We start from the raw sequence: 19840 nt of genomic DNA on the forward strand, positions 1-19840 counted from the left end.
CACCATGTCCGTCGTCAATCCATTTGGAAAATTGTTTAACCGCAAGCCCGCCGACCCGGATGCTGAGCTGAACCCCGCTGACTTGGCGCAGCACCCGGCGGGCGGACTGCTTGCCGATGCGTACCAGACCGATGGCATGGCCAGCGTGCAGGGCGATCCCGGCGATGCGGCGCAATATCCCGAAGGGGAGTTTGCGGATGAAGACTTGGTCTCGCTGCCTCTGCTGGGCCGCGCAACCACTGCCGTCCACCAGCGCCGCCTGCTGATGCTGCTGGGTGTTGGCTTGGTGGTGCTCGCCTTGATTGCCGGCTGGGTGCTGCAGCAAGCCAACCGCTCGGCGCAGCAGCTGACGGCGACCGGCCAGTCGCTGATGCAGTCGCAGCGGCTTGCAAAGTCCGTGTCGCAGGCCTTGGTGGGCAGCCCCCAGGCCTTCCCCGAAGTGGTGGAGAGCTCGGGCGTGCTGGCGCGCAACGTGCGCGCACTCAACGGTGGCGACAACGAACTGGATGTGCAGGCACTGGGTGAGCCTTTCCGCCCCGAACTGGATGCCATCACGCCGTTGGTGGAGCGTGCCGAGCGCAACGCGGGCGTGGTGATGGGTCAGCAAAAGATCCTGACGCAGGTGGGCGACGCTCTGCGTACCATCAACCGCCAGTCCTCGGACCTGCTGGAGATCGCGGAGACGGTCTCGTCCCTGAAGCTTCAGCAAAATGCGCCGGCCTCCGAGATTTCTGCCGCAGGCCAGCTGGTGATGTTGACCCAGCGTATCGGCAAGTCGGCTAACGAGTTCCAAACGACGGAGGGCGTGAGCCCCGAGGCGGTGTTCCTGCTGGGCAAGGACTTGAACTCCTTCAAGGAAATCGCACAGGGCATGCTGGACGGTAGCGCCGACCTCCGCCTGGCTGCCACCCGCGATGCCCAAACCCGCGAGCAACTGGAGTCGCTCATCAAGCTGTATGAGCAGACGCGTACGCAAGCCGGCGCCATCCTGGGCAACCTCCAGGGTCTGGTGTCCGCACGTGAGGCGCAATCGGCCATCCTGGCAGACAGCGAACCGCTGCGCCGTCAACTGGAAGGCCTGCAAAGCAAGCTGTCGGCACAATCGGGCATGGGTGCGGGCCAGTTCGCTGCGCTCGCCGTGGCCGGTATCTTCGTGCTGCTGTGCGGCGTGGGTATTTCGCGCGTGCAGCTGCTGGACAGCCGCAGCCGCCAAGCCACGGCCGAAGCACAGCAGCGTGATGCCAAGCGCCAGGAACAGGAAGCCAAGCGCATCAACGACGCCAACCAGGCGGCCATTCTGCGACTGATGAACGAACTGCAATCGGTCGCTGAAGGGGACCTGACGCAGGAAGCCACCGTGACGGAGGACATCACGGGCGCCATCGCCGACTCGGTGAACTACACGGTGGAAGAACTGCGCCAACTGGTGGGCAGCGTGCAGAAGACGGCAACCCGGGTGGCGCAGACGACGGCCATGGTGGACAACACCTCCACGGAGCTGCTCGCAGCGTCCACCGAGCAGCTGCGAGAAATCCGTGAAACGGGCCGTTCGGTGCTCGAGATGGCAAGGCGTATTAACGACGTGTCTTCGCAAGCGCAGGAATCCGCCTCGGTGGCCCGCCAGTCGCTGCAGGCCGCCGACCAGGGTCTGCAGGCCGTGCAAAACGCCATCGGTGGTATGAACGCCATCCGCGACCAGATCCAGGATACGTCCAAGCGCATCAAGCGCCTGGGCGAGTCATCCCAGGAGATTGGCGAAATCACCGAGCTGATCTCGGACATTACCGAGCAGACCAACGTGCTGGCTCTGAACGCGGCCATCCAGGCTGCCTCTGCCGGTGAAGCCGGTCGCGGCTTCTCGGTGGTGGCGGAAGAAGTGCAGCGTCTCGCGGAGCGCTCCGCAGACGCCACGCGCCAGATCTCGGCGCTCGTGAAGGCCATTCAGACCGACACCCAGGACGCGGTGGCCGCTATGGAGCGTTCCACCCAGGGCGTGGTGGAAGGAGCGCGTCTATCGGACAGCGCAGGAACGGCGCTTTCGGAGATCGACCGCGTGTCGCGGCGGCTGGCCGAGCTGATTGAGCAGATCTCATCGTCAGCCTCCCGCGAAGCGGACCTCGCCAACGGCGTGGCAGACAACATCCAGCATATTTTTGCGGTGACGGAGCAGACCGGAGAAGGTACCCGTACGACTGCGCAGCAGGTGCGTGAACTGTCTCACGTGGCCGAGGAACTGCGCCAGTCGGTGGCGCGATTCAAGATTGCCTGACGTCTTCCATTAACGAACTTGCTCCGGATCAGCCGGGGACGAATCCATGTCATCTGTTGACGCCGCAAACGCACAGGGCGCCGATTGGGCCCAGGGCGAGCAGGATCTTGGGCCGCTCGCATGGGTGCTCGATGAACTGCGCAAATCCTTGGATGGTGCCGTCAAGGCCATGCGCCGTTTCGTGCGCGATGCCGAGATAGCGCGGGAGTCCGATCTCGCCTCACTGGACGCGGGGCCCTTGCGCATCGCACGCCAGCAACTCCACCAGGCCAGCGGCGCGCTGGAGATGGTGGGGATGGCGCCTCCGGCCCTGGTGTTGCGCGCCATGGAAACGGCGGTCCAGCGGTTCGTTCAGCGGCCGGAGACCTGCAGCGATGATGCAGCGGCCGTCATCGAGCGCGCCAGCTTTGCCTTGATCGAATACCTGGAGCATGTGCTCGCAGGCAAGTCCGTGTCGCCGGTGGCGCTGTTTCCCCAGTACCGCGAGGCGCAGACGCTGGCGGGGGGCGAGCGGGTGCATCCAGCGGACTTGTGGCCCGTGGAGCGGCGCTTCCATGATCCTGACGTGCCGGTTGCCGCTGCGCCGCTGCCCTATGGATCGGAAGCGCGTGCGCGGCTGGACAGCGCGGTACTGCGGCTGGTGAAGAATGCGGACCCGGGCGCCGCTGCAGACATGCAGACAACCTGCCTGGGCTTCGCTGCGGCGCAGACCGACCGCCAGGCTCGCGCTTTCTGGAAGATCTGTGCAGGCTTTTTCGAGGCGTTGGCGCAGCAGGCACTCAATCCGGACCTGTATGCCAAGCGCGTCGCTTCGCGCGTGCTGATGCAATACGCCACCTTGGCCAAGGGGGACACGGCGATCAGCGACCGTCTGGTGCAGGATCTTCTGTTCTTCTGCGCCCAGGCCGTGGTGCCTGCGACGGCGGATGCAGCTTCCCGCATGCCGGTACTGACGGCCGTGCGGCGCGCGTTTGATTTGAATCGCTACCAGCCGGTGGACTATGACCAGCCGCGCTTCGGTCTTTTCGACCCTGCCATTCTTGCGCAGGCGCGCAAGCGCATTGCCGCGGCCACGGAAACCTGGTCCGCACTTGCGGGTGGAGACCGCAACAAGCTCAAACCGGCAGCGGACCAGTTCAGCCTGGTGTGCGATTCATTGCGCAAACTGCACCCGGACAGCGAAAGCCTGGCACTGGCCCTGACGCGTGCCCTGGAGGCCACCACGCGGTCGGGCGAGCCTCCTTCGGCAGCGCTGGCCATGGAAGTGGCCACCTCTGTGCTGTATCTGCAGGCGTCCTTCGAGGAACTGGATGCCGCCCAGCAGTACATGGCGGAGCGAGCTGCGCGGCTGTCCGAGCGACTGGACAGCGTGGTTGCCGGCGGGGAATCGCAGCCTCTTGAACCCTGGATGGAAGAGCTGTATCGCCGCGTCAGTGACCACCAGACCATGGGTAGCGTGGTCGGTGAACTGCGTGCGACTCTGGCAGAGGCAGAGAAGTCCATGGACCAGTTCTTCCGCAGCCCGGAAGACATGACCCTGCTTGCCTCCGTGCCTGGCAGCCTGCAGCAGATGCGCGGCGTGCTGTCCGTGCTGGGACTGGATCAGGCCTCCTTGGCCGTGGTGCGCATGCGCGACACGGTCGAGCGCATGCTGACCAACGACCTGCCCGAGGAAGAGCGCCCGCAGGTTTTCGAGAAACTGGGCAACAGCCTGGGAGCGCTGGGCTTTCTCATCGACATGCTGAGCTACCAGCGTGCCATGGCGCGCAAGCTCTTCGTTTACGACGAAGAGCTGGGCGAGTTGCGTGTCCTCATGGGGCGGGCGCGTGCGCAACTGCCTCATCCGGGCGCGCATGATCAGGAAGCGCCTGCCGTACCCGCGTTGGAGCTCCCATTCCCCGACGCACCCGAACCCGCGGCGGCGGCTGTGGTCGAGAGCGCCACGCCGTCTGCACTGGCGGACATTGATTTTTCGCTGCTTGACGTGGACGTGGCGACGTCGGAAGGCGCCGTTTCGGCGGTGGTCGCTCCGGAAGAGCCCGCGCTTCCAGTGGTTCCTTCGAGCAACGTCGCTGCCGCAGCCCTGCCGGAGGACGATGGCGAGGATGAACTGCTCGACATCTTCCTGGAAGAGGCGCGCGAAGTTGTCGCCACCGGCTTGTCGGCCATCGACGCGCTGCGTGCTGCACCGGGTGACCTGAGCGAGCAGACCACGCTGCGGCGGGCCTTCCATACCCTCAAGGGTAGCTCGCGCATGGTGGGACTGAACGAATTTGGTGAAGCCGCGTGGTCCATGGAGCAGACGCTCAATGCCTGGCTGGCCGAGCAAAAACCCATCAAGGAAGCGCTGCTGCAACTCTCCTCCGAGGCGTTGGGCGCCTTTGGTCGATGGGCCGATGACATCGCAGCAGGAGCTGCCGACCCGTGGAAGGCCGAAGCCTTCCGGGTTGCGGCGGATGCGATGCGCACGGATGGCACGTTGCTGCCACTGGGCGTGCCCTCATCCGATTCTGCGGACACCACTGCGGCCGTGGCGCCGCAAGTGCCCGCAGAACCGCTGTTGCCTGACGAGCCCGTGTTGTCGGTGCCAGACCTTCCTGAGCCCGCGGCCGAACCACAAGCATTTGCCATTGAACCGCCTGCACCGCTCGAAGCGGTTGACGCCCACGCCAACGCTGCCGCGCTGGAGTTTGATCTGGTGCTGCCGGATGTCGACGTGCCGTCTCAGGACGCGACGGCGGGCCATGAGGAAGTGGGCGGCGACTTTGTCGACACCTTCATCGATGCGGATGAGGCCGACCAGGCCGTGTTGCCGGTGGAGGGGGTGCCCGCAGCTCCCGAGACGGCGACGGAGGAGGTGGATTTCTCCCTGTTCGAGGCTGCGCTGCAAGCCACCGATGCGCCAGCACAGGAGGTCGGCGAACCCGCTTCAACAGTAGCGGCTGACACGGTGGCGGAGCCGGCGGATAACGCATCCGCGGTGCGGCAGGACGAGACATTCTTTATCGGCACGGATGGCGTCCAACCCGAGTTCATCCTGGACGAGGAGCCAGCGGCGGACGTACCGTCTGCGCAAGCCGCTGAAACCGTGGCTGGGACGGACGGTCCGGTGGAGGAAGCGGTCGACGAAGCGGTCAAGGTCATCGAGCACCTGCGCATCGGCATACCGCTGTACAACGTGTACCTCAACGAGGCCGACGAATGGTCGCGCCGCCTCGTGACTGCGTTGCAGGAATGGTCGCTGGAATTGCACCAGCCGCTGCCGGACAGCGCGGTGGCGTTGGCGCACTCGCTGGCAGGCAGCTCTGCCACTGTCGGGTTCTTGGCACTGTCCAATCTTGCGCGTACCCTGGAACATACGCTGCAGCATGTTCAACTGCTGCAGCAGGGTCTCCCCGAGCATGCGCAGGCATTCAACGCCGCTGCCGAGGACATCCGGAGGCTGCTGCACCAATTCGCCGCAGGCTTCCTGAAGGAGCCCAGCGCCTCGGTGCTGGAACAGCTCAACGAGATCCTGCAGACCGAAGTGATCAGCGGCATGGTGTCGCTGGAAGACCGTGCTTTCGCCGAGGCAGAGGCACAAGCATTTGAGACGCTGGAGCCGGCTCCGGCAACGCCTCAGGGCACCGCGCATGCGACGACCGTCGACGAGCCGACTGCCCCATCGCCCGTGGTGGCGCCTACGCTCTCCGTAGGCCACGACCGCGTGATTGGCGATACTGTCGCGCCTGCCGTGTCGACCACCGTCGATATCGATGACGACATCGATGCGATGGACAACATCGACCCCGATCTGTTCCCCATTTTCGAGGAAGAAGCGGTTGAACTGCTGCCCACGCTGGGTGGGGCGTTGCGCCAGTGGTCGTCCCGGCCGGAGAACCTGGGCGCACGCAGCGAACTGCTGCGCGCCCTGCACACCCTCAAGGGCAGTGCGCGCCTGGCAGGCGCGATGCGGCTTGGCGAAATGGCGCATCGCATGGAAACGGCCGTGGAGCAGATCGACACGGAAACCGTGGCGGCCGCAGACATTGAGCCCTTGCTGGTCAACTTCGACGCTTTGCAGACGAGTTTCGACGCGCTGCGCGCAACTGGAGCGGAGCCGGTGGCACCGGCCGCTGAGCATGGGCATGACGCACAGGTGGTCCAATCCGCTACCGCGCCAGGGCTTTCCCAGCCGCTCGCTCCGCCCGTTGCGTTGCGTGCGCCGTTGGGTGCAGCCCCTGCGCCGGCCCCCCTGCGTGCGGCAGGTGGGCATTCCGTGCGCGTACGTTCGCAACTGCTCGACCGGCTGGTGAACCAGGCGGGCGAAGTGATGATCGCGCGTTCGCGGCTGGACGTGCGCATGTCGCAACTGCGCAGTTCGCTGACCGATTTGTCGGGCAACCTGGAGCGCCTGCGCCAGCAGTTGCGTGACATCGAGGTACAGGCGGAATCACAGATGCAGTCCCGCTTGGCCCTGTCCAAGGACATGGCGGCGGGCTTCGATCCGCTGGAATTCGACCGCTTCACCCGCGTTCAGGAACTGACACGCATGATGGCGGAGTCGGTCAACGACGTGGCCACCGTGCAGCGCAACATGCAGCGTGCGATGGAAGACGCCGAAGACGATCTGATCGCCCAGGGACGCCAGGCACGTGAGTTGCAGCGCGACCTGCTGCGCACGCGCATGGTGGAGTTCGAGGGCATCTCGGAGCGCCTCTATGCGGTGGTGCGCCAGGCATCCAAGGAAACCGGCAAGCAGATCAAGCTGGACATTTCGGGTGGTTCCATCGAGATGGACCGCGGCGTGCTGGACCGCATGACCCCTGCGTTCGAGCACCTGCTGCGCAACTGCGTGGGGCACGGCATCGAGGAACCCGAGATGCGTGCCGCTGCCGGCAAGGCTCCTGTGGGTTCGATCTCCATCGACTTGCGGCACGAGGGCAACGACGTGTCGGTGGCGTTCCGCGACGACGGGGCAGGCCTGAACATCGCCCGCATCCGGGACAAGGCCGTGGCGCAAGGGTTGATTGCCCCCGATGCGCAGCTGAGCGATGGCGAGGCGGCCAACCTGATCTTCATGCCGGGCTTCTCCACGGCGTCGGAGATCACGGGCCTTTCTGGCCGTGGTATCGGCATGGACGTGGTGCGCTCGGAGGTGAATGCCCTGGGTGGCCGCATCGAGACCTCCACCGAGGCGGGCAAGGGAACGTCCTTCCGCATGGTGCTGCCGCTCACGACAGCGGTGACCCAGGTGGTGATGCTGCGCGCGGGCAACCTGACCATCGGCGTGCCAGCCAACCTGGTGGAGATCGTGCGCCGCAGTTCCGGCACGGAGCTCGACGCTGCCTACGCCAGCCATACCTTCTCGGATGGCCTGGAGGATCTGCCCTTCTACTGGGCGGGTGCATTGCTCCAGTCGTCCTCGCGCAGCACGGAGGTCACGGGCAAGAGCCGCCCCGTGGTGATCCTGCGCAGCGCGTCGCAGCGCGTCGCGATGCACGTGGACGAAGTGCTGGGCAACCAGGAAGTCGTGGTGAAGAACCTGGGGCCGCAGCTGTCGCGTCTGCCAGGCCTCGCGGGCATGTCCGTGCTGGCTTCGGGCACCGTGGTGCTGATCTACAACCCGGTGGCGCTGGCCACGGTGTACGGCGACCAGGTGCGCGCGGCCACGCACGCACCGGCGGTGGACCAAGCCGGCGCGGTGGTGGCTGCCGAGGGCGGCACGCCCGCCGCTTCGCTGCTGGTGCCGGTGCAGCAGGTGCCCTTGATCCTGGTGGTGGACGACTCGATCACCGTGCGCCGCGTCACGCAGCGCCTGCTGCAGCGCGAAGGCTACCGAGTGGCCCTGGCGGCCGACGGCCTGCAGGCGCTGGAGCGCCTGCAGGAAGAGCGCCCCGCGGTCGTGTTGTCCGACATCGAGATGCCGCGCATGGACGGTTTTGATCTCGCGCGCAACATCCGCTCCGACGCTGCGCTGCAGGACCTGCCGATCATCATGATCACTTCGCGCATTGCGCAGAAGCACCGCGACCATGCGATGGAACTCGGCGTGAACCACTACCTGGGCAAGCCCTACTCCGACGAGGAGCTGATGAGCCTGGTGCGCCACTACGCCAGCCTGAACACGGAGGCAGCAACCGCCTGACGGCGACGCAGTCCAGTGTCACCCAGGCCCGGCAGGCTGCACGCCTGCCGGGCCTTGTCTTTTGTGCGCCGGGGCGATGCCCTCGGATAACGGGCCGATGCGGTGGTTGGCCGTAAAATTGCCGCATGCCTGCCGATACCGCGCCCATGAATCTGACGCACCACTTCCTGATCGCCATGCCGGGCGTGGAAGATGCCTCTTTTTCGCGCAGTGTGGTGTATTTGTGCGAGCACAGCGAGCGCGGCGCGCTGGGTTTGATCATCAACAAACCCACGCCTATCAGCCTGGAAGGGCTGTTCGAGAAGGTGGACCTGTCCCTCGGGCGAGAGGATCTCACGCTGCAGCCGGTATTCCAGGGCGGCCCGGTACAGACCGAGCGCGGCTTCGTGCTGCACGAGGCTATGCGCGGCCCACAGGAGAGCGAGGACGAGTCGCCCTACGCCTCCACGATGACCATCCCCGGCGGGCTGGAAATGACCACTTCCAAGGATGTGCTGGAGGCGCTGGCCCATGGTGCGGGCCCACGGCGCGTCCTCGTGACGCTGGGCTACTCGGCCTGGGGCGAAGGCCAACTGGAGTCCGAATTGGCCGAAAACAGCTGGCTCACCGTGGGTGCGGACGTGTCGGTCATCTTCGAAACGCCTGTGCAAGAGCGCTATGACCGTGCTCTGGGGTTGCTGGGCCTGCAGTCGTGGATGCTGTCGCCCGAAGCGGGGCATGCATGAGCGGCCAGCCTGCTCCAGCCGTCGTCCCCGCGCATTTCCAATCCTTTCTGGCTTTCGATTACGGGCTCAAGCGCACCGGCGTCGCCGTGGGTACGCGCATGCTGCGCAGCGCCACGCCCCAGGGCACGATCCGCGCGGAGGGCGATGCCCGCTTCGCCCAGGTGGCCGAGCGTATCCGCGAATGGCAGCCCGATGCCCTGGTGGTGGGCGTGCCGCTGCATCCCGACGGGGCTGCCCATGAGAACACCGCCCGTGCGCTCAAGTTCGCGCGCCAGCTGCGCGGGCGCTTCGGCCTGCCGGTCTTCGAGGTGGACGAGCGCTACAGCACCACCGAGGCCCTTTCTGCGGGCGCGGCTGATGCCGACGCCGCGTCGGCCTGCATCATCCTGGAACAGTTTTTGAGGAACCTGCCATGAGTTCTGCTACGACCCCGCCGGGTGCCACGCGCCCGGGCCATCTCACGCTGGATGCCGAGGCGCTGTACGCCGAGCTGCTGCGCGGCGTGCGCATGCTGCGCGAATCTGACACCTACTTGGCGGGCATCGCCTCGGGCGGTGCTTGGCTGGCCGAGCGTCTGCAAAAGGACCTGGGCTTGCCGGGCCAGGCCGGGGTGCTGTCGTCCGCCATGCACCGCGACGATTTCTCCCAGCGGGGCCTGGCCTCCAGCGCGCAGACCACGCTGCCGTTCGACGTGAATGGCGCGGACATCCTGGTGCTGGACGATGTGCTCTACACCGGCCGCACCATCCGCGCCGTACTCAATGAGCTGTTCGACTACGGCCGCCCGGCGCGCGTGCGCCTGGCGGTGCTGGTGGACCGCGGCGGCCGCGAGCTGCCGGTGGCCGCCGAGTTCGCTGCGGCGCGCGTGGCGCTGCCGCCCACGCAATCGCTGGCACTGGCCCGCAGCGAGGCCGGCGCTTTCCATTTCGACGTCAAAGAGGTCTGACGGTGCTGTACAAGCGCAACCCCCAACTCAACAAGAACGGCGAGCTGATCCACCTGCTGTCGATCGAGGGCCTGCCCAAGGACATCGTCACGCACATCCTGGACACGGCCACCAACTTCGTCAGCGTCCAGGAGCGCGAGGTCAAGAAGGTGCCGCTGCTGCGCGGCAAGAGCGTGTTCAACCTGTTCTTCGAGAACAGCACGCGCACGCGCACCACGTTCGAGATCGCGGCCAAGCGCCTGTCGGCCGACGTGTTCAATCTGGATATCGCGCGCAGCTCCACCGCCAAGGGCGAGACGCTGCTGGACACCATCGACAACCTGAGCGCCATGGCGGCGGACATCTTCGTCGTGCGCCACAGCGAATCGGGCGCGCCCTACCTGATCGCACAGCATGTGGCACCGCACGTGCACGTGGTGAACGCCGGGGACGGCCGGCACTCGCACCCCACGCAGGGGCTGCTGGACATGTACACCATCCGCCACTACAAGAAGGACTTCTCCAACCTCACGGTGGCCATCGTGGGCGACGTGCTGCATTCGCGCGTGGCGCGATCGGACATCCATGCCCTGACCACCCTGGGCGCAGCCGAGGTGCGCGTGGTGGGCCCGCGCACGCTGGTGCCTTCCGACATGGCGCAGATGGGCGTGCGCGTGTTCCACAACCTGGAGGAAGGCATCAAAGGCTGCGACGTGGTGATCACGCTGCGCCTGCAGAACGAGCGCATGAGCGGTGCGCTGCTGCCTTCCAGCCAAGAGTACTTCAAGAGCTTCGGACTCACGCCCGAGAAGCTGCGGCTGGCCAAACCCGATGCCATCGTCATGCACCCGGGCCCCATCAACCGCGGCGTGGAGATCGACTCCGCCGTGGTGGACGGTCCGCAGGCCGTGATCCTGCCGCAGGTCACCTTCGGCATCGCGGTGCGCATGGCGGTCATGTCCATCGTGGCAGGGAATGAAGCATGACCTCGCTGAGCCGCTTCGCGCCTTCCCCCCAGGGGGACGCCGCGAACACGGCGGGGCGGCCCTTGCACGGCGGCCCCGACCTGGGTTGCCCCAGTTTCATGGGGTGTGGGTGGCGCACGGCGCCATGGATCACCAGCATGACTCATTTGCTATTGTGTTGATAGCTGCTAGCGCTTGTGGGACGGGCGCTAACGGCCAATTTGGCTTAGAACCATGAAAATCCTCATCCAGAACGGCCGCGTCATCGACCCCGCCAGCGGCCTCGACAAGGTGTGCAACGTGGCGCTGGCCGCGGGCCGCATCATCGCGGTGGACCGCGAGCCCCAGGGTTTCACGCCCACCCGCGTGATCGATGCCAGCGGCTGCCTGGTGCTGCCGGGTCTGGTGGACCTGGCGGCGCGCCTGCGCGAGCCGGGGCATGAGCATGAGGGCATGCTGGAGTCCGAGATGGCAGCGGCCGTCGCGGGTGGCGTGACCAGCCTGGTCTGCCCGCCCGACACCGACCCGGTGCTCGACGAGCCTGGTCTGGTGCAGATGCTCAAGTTCCGCGCCGAGAAGCTGCACCAGGCGCGGCTGTTCCCCTTGGGCGCAGTCACGCGTGGGCTGGCCGGCGAGGTGCTGACCGAGATGGCCGAGCTGACGGAGTCCGGCTGCGTGGGCTTCAGCCAGGCCGAGGTGCCGCTGACCAGCACCCAGGTGCTGCAGCGCGCGCTGCAGTACGCCGCGACCTACGGCTACACCGTCTGGCTGCGCCCGCAGGAACTGCACCTGGGCAAGGGCGTGGCCGCCAGCGGCCCCCTGGCCACACGGTTGGGCCTGTCGGGCGTGCCCGTGGCGGCGGAGACGATCGCACTGCACACCATCTTCGAGTTGCTCAAAACCACGGGCGCGCGCGTGCACCTGTGCCGCCTGTCCAGCAGCGCGGGGGTGGATCTGGTGCGGCAGGCCAAGGCGGCCGGCCTGCCGGTCAGCTGCGACGTGAGCATCAACTCGCTCATGCTCACCGATGCGGACATCGGCTACTTCGACAGCCGCGCGCGCCTCACGCCGCCGCTGCGCCAGCAGCGCGACCGCGATGCGCTGGCCGCGGCGCTGCTGGATGGCACCATCGACGCGTTGGTGTCCGACCACACGCCTGTGGACGAGGATGCCAAAGCTTTGCCATTTGCCGAGGCCGAGCCCGGCGCGACGGGGCTGGAGTTGCTTCTGTCCGTGGCGCTCAAGTGGTCGCAGGAAGGCGGCGCGCCGCTGCAGCGTGCGCTGGCCGTGGTCACCGCAGAGCCCGCGCGGGTGCTGGGCACGTCGCTGGGCACGCTGCAGGCCAGCGTGGGCCGCATTATCGAAGGCGGGGTGGGCGACCTGTGCGTGCTGGACCCTGCGGCGCATTGGACCGTGCAGGCCGACGCACTGGCCAGCCAGGGCAAGCACACGCCGTTCTCGACCTATGAACTGCCGGGCCGGGTGCGCTGCACCCTGGTGGGCGGCCAGGTCGCGTTCGAGCGCGGCTGAGCGACGCCGGCACACGCACATGCTGCGGGGATTACGGGCCTGCTGGCGGGTGTTGCGGCTGGTGCTGCACGCTGCACAGGGGCTGCTGGTGGTGGCGTTGCGCTTCCCCCGCCTATCGGTGGAGCAGCAGCAGGCGCGGGTGCAGGCGTGGGCGCTGGGCCTGCTGGCCTGCGCGGGGGTCACGCTGGAGGTGCGCGGCACCCCGCCGAGCCAGGGGCCGGTGCTGCTGGTGGCCAACCATCTGTCCTGGCTCGACATCCCGGTGATGCATGCGGCGCGCTACTGCCGCTTCATCTCCAAGTCCGACGTGCAGGCCTGGCCCATCGTCGGCACGCTCGCCACGGCAGCGGGCACGCTGTACATCGAGCGCGCGTCGCGGCGCGATGCCCTGCGCATGGTGGGCAGCATGCGGGATGCCCTGTTGCGGGGCGAAATACTCGCGGTGTTTCCCGAAGGCACGACCGGCGACGGGCGCACGCTGCTGCCCTTTCACCCCAACTTGCTGCAGGCTGCACTGCAGGCGGACGTGCCCGTGCAGCCCATCGGCCTGCGCTTCGTGGACCGCGCAAGCGGCCAGACCACCCACGCCCCGAGCTACATCGGCGACGAAACGCTGGTGGGCTCCATCTGGCGCACGCTCACCGCGCCGCCCATCACGGCGGTGGCGCATTTCGGCATGCCCGAGCGTGCGCAGGGGCGCGACCGCCGGGTGTGGGGCCAGGCATTGCATGCCGCAGTGGACGATCTGCGCCAGCGCTGAATAGCCTCCTGCTGTCGCCAAAAGTGCACATGTGTGTGCAACGGGACTGTAACGGTCTGTTTACATCCATCGCATCGACATGCGCCTGCAGTATGGTGCGCCTCTTTGCCAATAACCGAGGGAGGGATGCATGCAACTGATGGAGCGCGTGAAGGGGATTTTGCTCAAGCCCCGCGAGACCTGGGCCGCCATTGATGGGGAGCCTGCCGATACGGCACGCCTGTTCACGGGTTACCTGATGATCCTCGCGGCCATTCCGGCCGTCTGCGGATTCATCGGCATGTCGCTGATCGGCATGGGAGGCTTTGGCTTCAGCATGCGCGTACCGGTGCTCGCCGGGCTGGCCAACATGGCCGTGTCCTATGTGTTGAGCCTGGTCGGCGTGTATGTGCTGGCCCTGGTCATCAATGCGTTGGCACCCACGTTCGGCGGCACCCAGAACCAGGGACAGGCGCTCAAGGTCGCGGTCTACGCCAGCACGGCCGCCATGCTGGGCGGCGTGTTCAGCCTGTTGCCGGCGCTGGCCATCCTGGGCCTGGTGGCGGCGCTGTATTCGCTGTACCTGCTGTACCTGGGCCTGCCGCTGCTGATGCGCAGCCCGGCTGCGCGCGCCGTGCCCTATACGGCGGTGGTCGTGGTGGTGGCCATCGTGCTGGGCATCGTCATTGCGGCCATCGGTTCGCTGTTCATGCCGCATGGCCCCGCCATGTGGGGCAGTGCGGGCGGCCCGGCCGTGGTCATCGACACGCCGCGTGGGCAGGTCACGCTGGATACCGCCAAGCTGGAAGAGGCCGGCAAGAAGATGGAAGAGGCTGCCCGCCGCATGGAGCAGGCGCACAAGAGCGGCGATACCCAACAGATGACCGAAGCCGCAGGCCAGGCGATGGCGGCGGCCATGGGAGGTGCCAAGCACCAGACGGTGGGGGTTGATGCGCTCAAGGCCGCGCTGCCCGCCAAGCTGGGTTCGCTGGAACGCACCAGCTATGAGGTCCACGACGGCGCTGCCACAGGCCTGCCGACCAGCCAGGCGGAGGCCGAGTACGGCAACGGTGACAAGGTTGTGCGCATTTCGGTCGTGGATGCGGGTGCATTCGGCCAGTTGGCCCAACTGGCGGGCATGGTGCAGGGCGAGCGCGAGAGCGACGGCATCGTGGAAAAGACCTGGCAGGAGAATGGCCGCACGTTGCACCACAGCTACGCCAAGGACGGCAGCCAGGCGGAACTGCGCGCGGTGCTCAAGAACGGCGTGGTGGTCACGGTGGAGGCCGAGAACCTGCCGTTGAAGGACGTACAGGGCTTCATGGGCCAGATCGACCTGGCAGCGCTGGAGAACCTGCCGCGCAAGGACAAGTCTTGAGCCTGGCGCCCCCCGACGGCAGGGGCGCTTGAGGGGGCCGCGGTCAGCGTGCGGCGCTCTCCCGTGCGAACGCCACCACGTGGTCGACCTGCGTGCGGATGCCGATCCACTCGCCCATGGCATGGTCATGGTGGCTGGGCACGTGGGCCATCACGGTGAGGCCGTTGGCCAGTTCCAGCGTGTACAGAAATTCCGAACCGCGAAAGGCCTTGCGCACGATGCGCGCCCGCACGGGTGAGCTGTCGTCATGCACCACGTCGTCGGCACGCAGCAGCACGTCGCATTCGCCGCCGGGGTAGCTTGCCGGCAGCAGGCAGCCGTCGATGTCGGTCAGGTCGCCCAGCGGGGTGCGCGCCACCACATGGCTGCCCTGCTGCACCAGCGTGGCGGGGGCGAACACGCCATGGCCGATGAAGTCGGCCACGAAGCGCGTGGCGGGGCGGTGGTAGAGGGAGTAGGCATCGTCCCACTGGTGCAGGTGGCCGCCCTCCAGCACGCCGATGCGGTCGCCGATGGCGAAGGCCTCCAACTGGTCGTGCGTGACGAACAGTGCCGTGGCGCCGGCGGTCTTGAGGATGCTGCGCACCTCGTGGGCCAGTCGCTCGCGCAAGTCCACATCCAGATTGGAAAACGGCTCGTCCAGCAGCATCAGCCGCGGGCGCGGTGCCAGCGCGCGCGCCAATGCCACGCGCTGCTGCTGGCCGCCCGAGAGCTCGTGCGGAAAGCGCGCCTCGCTGCCCTCCAGACCCACCAGGGCCAGGGACTCGCGCACGCGTTCGGCCTGCTCCGCCCGGGGGAGTGCGTGGATGCCGAAAGCCACGTTGCGCCCGACGCTGAGGTGCGGAAACAGCGCATAGTCCTGGAACACCATGCCCATGCGCCGCTGCTCGGGGGGCATGCTGCGCCCCGGTGCGCCCACCACCTCGCCCCCCAGGCGGATGGCTCCTTCGGCGACGGGTTCCAGCCCCGCCACCGCGCGCAGCAGGGTGGTCTTGCCGCAGCCCGAGGGGCCGATGAGCACACCGATCTCGCCGGCGGCCAGGCCCAAGGTCACGCCGCGCACGGCGGCTTGCGGGCGGTTGGCGTACCGCACGTCCAATTGAGACACTTCCAGAAACATGGCGTGAGTTTAGGGCGTGTCCCGCCCTGAATGACCCCACGCCGCAGCGCCGTACTGCGCAGGCGTGGCCCCGCGCTGCGCCGCCTGGGCGCGCCGCCCCAGGGCCCACATGCTGGTAGGGCGCGGCCGACCTGCGGCCCGCGGTTGCGTAGAATTGTTCCCATTTGCATCACAACTGCCAGGGTTCACCGGGCAGGCGGTGGATGCGCTCTCTTCGCCTTGCACCTCGCTACCGGCCGTCCCTTGCTGCCACGAATCCGCCGCGCCCTGCGCTCCACTTCACTGATCCTGTTGGCCTTGCTGCTCACGCTGCCCCTGCTGGCCGTGCTGGGGGCTTGGCTGCCCTGGGGCGAGGGCGGCGCGCAGTCCGGCGCCATCCTGCGCGCCATGGCCACCACGGTGCTGCCGGGGTACCTGTGGACCACGCTGTGGCTGGGTCTCGCCGTGGCCGTGGGCGCGGCCGTGGTGGGCACGGCCTGCGCTGCGGCGGTCACGCTGTTCGACTTCCGTGGCCGGCGCTCGCTGGAGTGGCTGCTGCTGCTGCCCCTGGCCATGCCGGCCTATGTGACGGCCTACGCGTATACCGACTTCCTGCAGTTCAGCGGCCCGCTGCAGGTCGGGCTGCGCGCCACGTTCGGCCTGGAGGGCCGCCTGCTGCCCGAGGTGCGCAGCCTGGGCGGTGCGGTGTGGGTATTCATCTTCTCGCTCTACCCCTACGTGTACCTGCTGGCGCGCACGGCGCTGGGCGAGCGTGCGGCGCACCTCATGGAGGCGGCGCGTCTGCTGGGCGCATCGCCCGCGCGGCGCATCCGTAGCGTGGCGCTGCCGCTGGCACGCCCGGCGGTGGCCGCGGGCGTGGCGCTGGTGCTCATGGAGACGCTGGCCGACTTCGGCGTCGCGGCGTACTTCGGCATCCAGACCTTCACCACGGGCATCTACAAGGCCTGGCTGTCCATGGACGACCGGCTCGCCGCGGCGCAGTTGGCCACCGTACTCCTCGTGCTGGTGGTGCTGCTGCTGCAGCTGGAGCTGCGCGCGCAGCGGCGCATGCGCTTTGCCACGGGCGGCGTGGGCCGCGCCGGCTCGACCGAGGCGCAGCCCACGCGGCTGCGCGGTGCAAGCGCCGTGGCGGCGTGGCTGGTGTGCGCCCTGCCAGTACTGATGGGCTTCGTGGCGCCGGTGCTGTTCATGCTGCGGCCGCTGGCGGCCGACTGGTCGGTGCTGCCCTGGTCGCGTTTCATCGAATGGGCGGGCAACAGCGTGCGGCTGGGGGGTATTACGGCCGTGCTGGCCGTGGGCATTGCCCTGGTGCTGGCGTTTGCCGTGCGCCGCCGGCGCGATGCGCTCACGCGTGGCGTGGTGCAGCTGGTCAGCTTGGGCTACGCCGTGCCCGGGGCGGTGATCGTCGTGGGTCTGCTGCTGCCCGTGGGCTGGATGCAGGCCGCGGCGCCCGGCTGGGGGCTGCCCGCGATCATCACCGCCACGGCCGTGGGCATTGTGTGGGCCTACCTGGTGCGTTTTTGCGCGGTAGCGCTGCAGTCGGTGCAAAGCGGCTACGCGCGCGTCTCGCCCAGCCTGGACGACTCGGCGCGCATGCTGGGCGTGGGCAGCCTGGGCGTGCTCACGCGCGTGCATTGGCCGCTGCTCAAGCGCTCCACCGCGGCGGCGGCGCTGCTGGTGTTTGTGGACGTGATGAAAGAGCTGCCGGCCACCATGGTGCTGCGCCCCTTCAACAGCGACACCCTGGCCGTGGTGGCCTACCAGCTGGCCCGCGACGAGCGCCTGGGCGAGGCCGCGCTGCCCTCGCTGGCGCTGGTGGCCGTGGGGCTGGTGCCGGTGATCCTGCTGAGCCGCACGCTGCGCGCGTCGTCGCGCTGACCCGGCGCCGCCTCATTGGACACCGAGGCGGCCCGGTACGGCCCAGCGTGGCGGCCTACACTGCGCGCATGACCCCTGCCGACATCACCATCTACCACAACGCCCGCTGCAGCAATTCGCGCGGCGCCTTGGCGCTGCTGCGCGAGCGCGGCATCGAGCCCACCGTTGTGGACTATCTCGCCCAGCCGCTGGATGCCGTCCAGCTCACCGCCTTGGTGGCGCGCCTGGGCGTGCCCGTGCGCGAAGTCATGCGCACCAAGGAGGCCGCCTACACCGCGCTGGATCTGGCCGACCCGGGCCGCACCGATGCCGAGCTCATTGCCGCCATCGCCGCGCACCCGGTGCTGCTCAACCGCCCCATCGTCGTGACGCCGCGCGGTGCCCTGCTGTGCCGCCCGCCCGAGCGGGTGCTGGAGTTGCTCTGATACCGGGCCATCGGAATTTCGGGTATTTCGGTTAAATTGGCCTGTAACGCTTATGTTTAAAGCGCTAATAGCTATTAAATAAATAGCAAAAAGGCGCATTCCCTGGCGCCGCGCCGCTTTCCTACAGTCGCGCGCGGCGCCGGGCCGATATGCTGGGCGGCATGCTGCCTGTTCCGGGCCGTGGGAGAGCGCCATGACACCACCCGTACCGCCAGAAGAATGCGCCCCGCATGCGGGGCCCATGCATGCGGTCGCTGGCCGTGCGGCCGCGGCGCGCGCTGTGCAGCAATGGTCGTCGGCGGGCCCTCGCCGCGTGCTCCACCCCCGCGCATGATCCGCGTGGCCGTGCTCTCGGGCCTGGGCCACGCGATCTTCGTGGCCGTGGGGCTGCTGGTGTACGTGATGGGCACGCGCATCGGCCACCAGCGCCGCCACCCCTCGGCCGCCATGGGCTGGGTGCTGGGCATCGTCACGTTTCCCTATCTGGTCGTACCGCTGTTCCTCTTGTTCGGCACGCGCAAGTTCGCGCGGCCCGCACGTCGCCCGCACGGCCCGCCGCTGGAGGCAACGGAAGGCGGGCCGCCCTGGGCCACGCGGCTGCTGGCCAGCCTGGAGCTGGCGCCCGCCGTGCGCAATGCGCAGGTGGTGCTGCATGCCGACGGCACGCAGGCGCTGCAGGGGCTGCTGGCCACCATTGCGTCGGCCCGCCACCGGCTGGACCTGTGCACCTACGTGTTTGCCTACGACGAGGTGGGGCGCGAGGTGGCGCGCGCGCTGCTGGACTGCGTGCACCGCGGCGTGCGCGTGCGCCTGCTGGTGGACGCCTTGGGCAGCATGCGCACGCCGCCCGGCATGCTGCGCGCGCTGCGGCGCCAGGGCCTGCAGGTGCGCCGCTTCATGCCGCTGCTGCACAACCCGCTGCACGGGCGCACCAACCTGCGCAACCACCGCAAGCTGGTCGTGGCCGACGGCGAGCGGCTGTGGAGCGGCGGGCGCAACCTGGCCTGCGAGTACTTCATCGACCGGCCGGGCCACCCCGCCTGGGCGGACTTGAGCTACGAGGTCCATGGCCCGCTGGCCGCGCAGGCGCAGGCCCAGTTCGCCACCGACTGGCGTGTGGCGCGCGGCCTGGTGCTGCGCCGCCGCCGCAAGGCGCGGAGCACCGCCGCGCCGGCGCTGCCCGCGCCGCCTGCCCACGGCCCGTTGGCGCAGTGGCTGCCCAGCGGTCCCGACCATGCCGACGACACCGTGCATGCGCTGCTGCTGGCGGCTGCCTACCATGCCCAGCGGCGCATCGTGGCCGTCACGCCGTACTTCGTGCCCGACGACGCGCTGCTGGACGCCTGGTGCCTGGCCTGCCGGCGCGGCGTGCAGGTCAGCGTGGTGGTGCCGGCGCGCTCCAACCACCGCCTGGCAGACCTGGCCCGCGAGCGCGCGCTGCGCCAGCTGGCCGCCGCGGGTGCGCGGGTATGGCTGTCCCCGGCCATGGTGCATGCCAAGGCGGTGCTCATCGACGACGAACTGGCTCTCGTCGGCTCGCTCAACCTGGACGCGCGCAGCCTGTTCCTGAACTACGAGGCCATGACCGTGTTCTACGGCCCGCAGGAACTGCACTGGCTGGCGCAGTGGAGCGACCAGCTGCTGGCCCGCGCGCGCCCCTACCACGCGCGTGCGCCCTCCTGGCTGCGCGACGTCATCGAAGGCGTGGTGCGCTCGGTGGGCTTTCAGCTCTAGGCGGCTGCCGCGCCCGTGCAGGGCG

13 protein-coding genes are annotated in these 19840 nt (G+C 68.1%); 12 read left to right on the plus strand and 1 reads right to left on the minus strand.

The features are described 5' to 3' along the window. Positions 1-4: 4 nt before the first annotated feature. From I3K84_RS16720 to I3K84_RS16760, 9 genes are all read left to right on the plus strand, one after another. Positions 5-2269, plus strand: coding sequence for a methyl-accepting chemotaxis protein (locus tag I3K84_RS16720; RefSeq protein ID WP_196995016.1), 2265 nt, complete (start codon positions 5-7; stop codon positions 2267-2269). 46 nt (positions 2270-2315) lie between these two features. Beyond that, a complete protein-coding gene (locus I3K84_RS16725) occupies positions 2316-8396 on the plus strand; it encodes an Hpt domain-containing protein (protein WP_196995017.1) in 6081 nt (2026 codons plus the stop codon). A 125-nt stretch (positions 8397-8521) separates the two neighbouring features. Beyond that, positions 8522-9121 carry a YqgE/AlgH family protein gene (locus tag I3K84_RS16730; RefSeq protein ID WP_011806670.1) on the plus strand — a complete coding sequence of 200 codons (600 nt, stop codon included), beginning with the start codon at positions 8522-8524 and terminating at the stop codon, positions 9119-9121. Then, on the plus strand, positions 9118-9537 hold the full coding sequence (ruvX, locus tag I3K84_RS16735; RefSeq protein WP_015914192.1) for a Holliday junction resolvase RuvX: 420 nt from the start codon (positions 9118-9120) through the stop codon (positions 9535-9537). The genes I3K84_RS16730 and ruvX overlap by 4 nt, the downstream gene beginning before the upstream one ends. Continuing rightward, positions 9534-10067: a bifunctional pyr operon transcriptional regulator/uracil phosphoribosyltransferase PyrR gene (gene pyrR / locus I3K84_RS16740; RefSeq protein WP_011806668.1), complete on the plus strand. Its 534-nt coding sequence runs from the start codon at positions 9534-9536 to the stop codon at positions 10065-10067. Before ruvX ends, pyrR begins: the two co-directional genes overlap by 4 nt. Before the next feature lie 2 nt (positions 10068-10069). Then, entirely contained in the window at positions 10070-11032 is a 963-nt protein-coding gene (locus I3K84_RS16745) for an aspartate carbamoyltransferase catalytic subunit (RefSeq protein ID WP_011806667.1), read from the plus strand. 213 nt (positions 11033-11245) lie between these two features. After that, positions 11246-12541, plus strand: coding sequence for a dihydroorotase (locus I3K84_RS16750; RefSeq protein WP_011806666.1), 1296 nt, complete (start codon positions 11246-11248; stop codon positions 12539-12541). Positions 12542-12560: 19 nt separating this feature from the next. Then, the gene (locus tag I3K84_RS16755) at positions 12561-13301 is read left to right on the plus strand and encodes a 1-acyl-sn-glycerol-3-phosphate acyltransferase (protein ID WP_015914191.1); all 741 of its coding nucleotides are present in this window, start codon (positions 12561-12563) and stop codon (positions 13299-13301) included. A gap of 130 nt (positions 13302-13431) precedes the next feature. Further along, entirely contained in the window at positions 13432-14658 is a 1227-nt protein-coding gene (locus tag I3K84_RS16760) for a Yip1 family protein (RefSeq protein ID WP_011806664.1), read from the plus strand. Between the two features lie 43 nt (positions 14659-14701). Here the strand turns inward: I3K84_RS16760 and I3K84_RS16765 are convergent, their stop codons facing one another. After that, positions 14702-15778 (minus strand): ABC transporter ATP-binding protein, encoded by a 1077-nt coding sequence (locus tag I3K84_RS16765; protein ID WP_011806663.1) that lies wholly within the window; start codon positions 15776-15778, stop codon positions 14702-14704. A gap of 243 nt (positions 15779-16021) precedes the next feature. Between I3K84_RS16765 and I3K84_RS16770 the strand changes: the two genes are divergently transcribed. From I3K84_RS16770 to I3K84_RS16780, 3 genes are all read left to right on the plus strand, one after another. Beyond that, entirely contained in the window at positions 16022-17656 is a 1635-nt protein-coding gene (locus I3K84_RS16770) for an iron ABC transporter permease (RefSeq protein WP_172208396.1), read from the plus strand. A gap of 68 nt (positions 17657-17724) precedes the next feature. Then, on the plus strand, positions 17725-18081 hold the full coding sequence (arsC, locus tag I3K84_RS16775) for an arsenate reductase (glutaredoxin) (RefSeq protein WP_103737212.1): 357 nt from the start codon (positions 17725-17727) through the stop codon (positions 18079-18081). Between the two features lie 330 nt (positions 18082-18411). After that, a complete protein-coding gene (locus I3K84_RS16780) occupies positions 18412-19815 on the plus strand; it encodes a phosphatidylserine/phosphatidylglycerophosphate/cardiolipin synthase family protein (protein ID WP_015914187.1) in 1404 nt (467 codons plus the stop codon). Positions 19816-19840 lie beyond the last annotated feature (25 nt).

The organism is Diaphorobacter sp. JS3051, from assembly GCF_015832135.1.
GTDB lineage: Bacteria > Pseudomonadota > Gammaproteobacteria > Burkholderiales > Burkholderiaceae_C > Diaphorobacter > Diaphorobacter nitroreducens.

Excerpts from the sequence above, each read along its gene's own strand:
- I3K84_RS16755 (WP_015914191.1), top strand. The coding sequence starts at position 12,561 with ATGCTGCGGGGATTACGGGCCTGCTGGCGGGTGTTGCGGCTGGTGCTG.
- pyrR (WP_011806668.1), top strand. The coding sequence starts at position 9,534 with ATGAGTTCTGCTACGACCCCGCCGGGTGCCACGCGCCCGGGCCATCTC.
- I3K84_RS16720 (WP_196995016.1), top strand. The coding sequence starts at position 5 with ATGTCCGTCGTCAATCCATTTGGAAAATTGTTTAACCGCAAGCCCGCC.
- I3K84_RS16765 (WP_011806663.1), bottom strand. The coding sequence starts at position 15,778 with ATGTTTCTGGAAGTGTCTCAATTGGACGTGCGGTACGCCAACCGCCCG.
- arsC (WP_103737212.1), top strand. The coding sequence starts at position 17,725 with ATGACCCCTGCCGACATCACCATCTACCACAACGCCCGCTGCAGCAAT.
- I3K84_RS16750 (WP_011806666.1), top strand. The coding sequence starts at position 11,246 with ATGAAAATCCTCATCCAGAACGGCCGCGTCATCGACCCCGCCAGCGGC.
- I3K84_RS16730 (WP_011806670.1), top strand. The coding sequence starts at position 8,522 with ATGCCTGCCGATACCGCGCCCATGAATCTGACGCACCACTTCCTGATC.
- I3K84_RS16725 (WP_196995017.1), top strand. The coding sequence starts at position 2,316 with ATGTCATCTGTTGACGCCGCAAACGCACAGGGCGCCGATTGGGCCCAG.
- I3K84_RS16780 (WP_015914187.1), top strand. The coding sequence starts at position 18,412 with ATGATCCGCGTGGCCGTGCTCTCGGGCCTGGGCCACGCGATCTTCGTG.
- I3K84_RS16760 (WP_011806664.1), top strand. The coding sequence starts at position 13,432 with ATGCAACTGATGGAGCGCGTGAAGGGGATTTTGCTCAAGCCCCGCGAG.
- ruvX (WP_015914192.1), top strand. The coding sequence starts at position 9,118 with ATGAGCGGCCAGCCTGCTCCAGCCGTCGTCCCCGCGCATTTCCAATCC.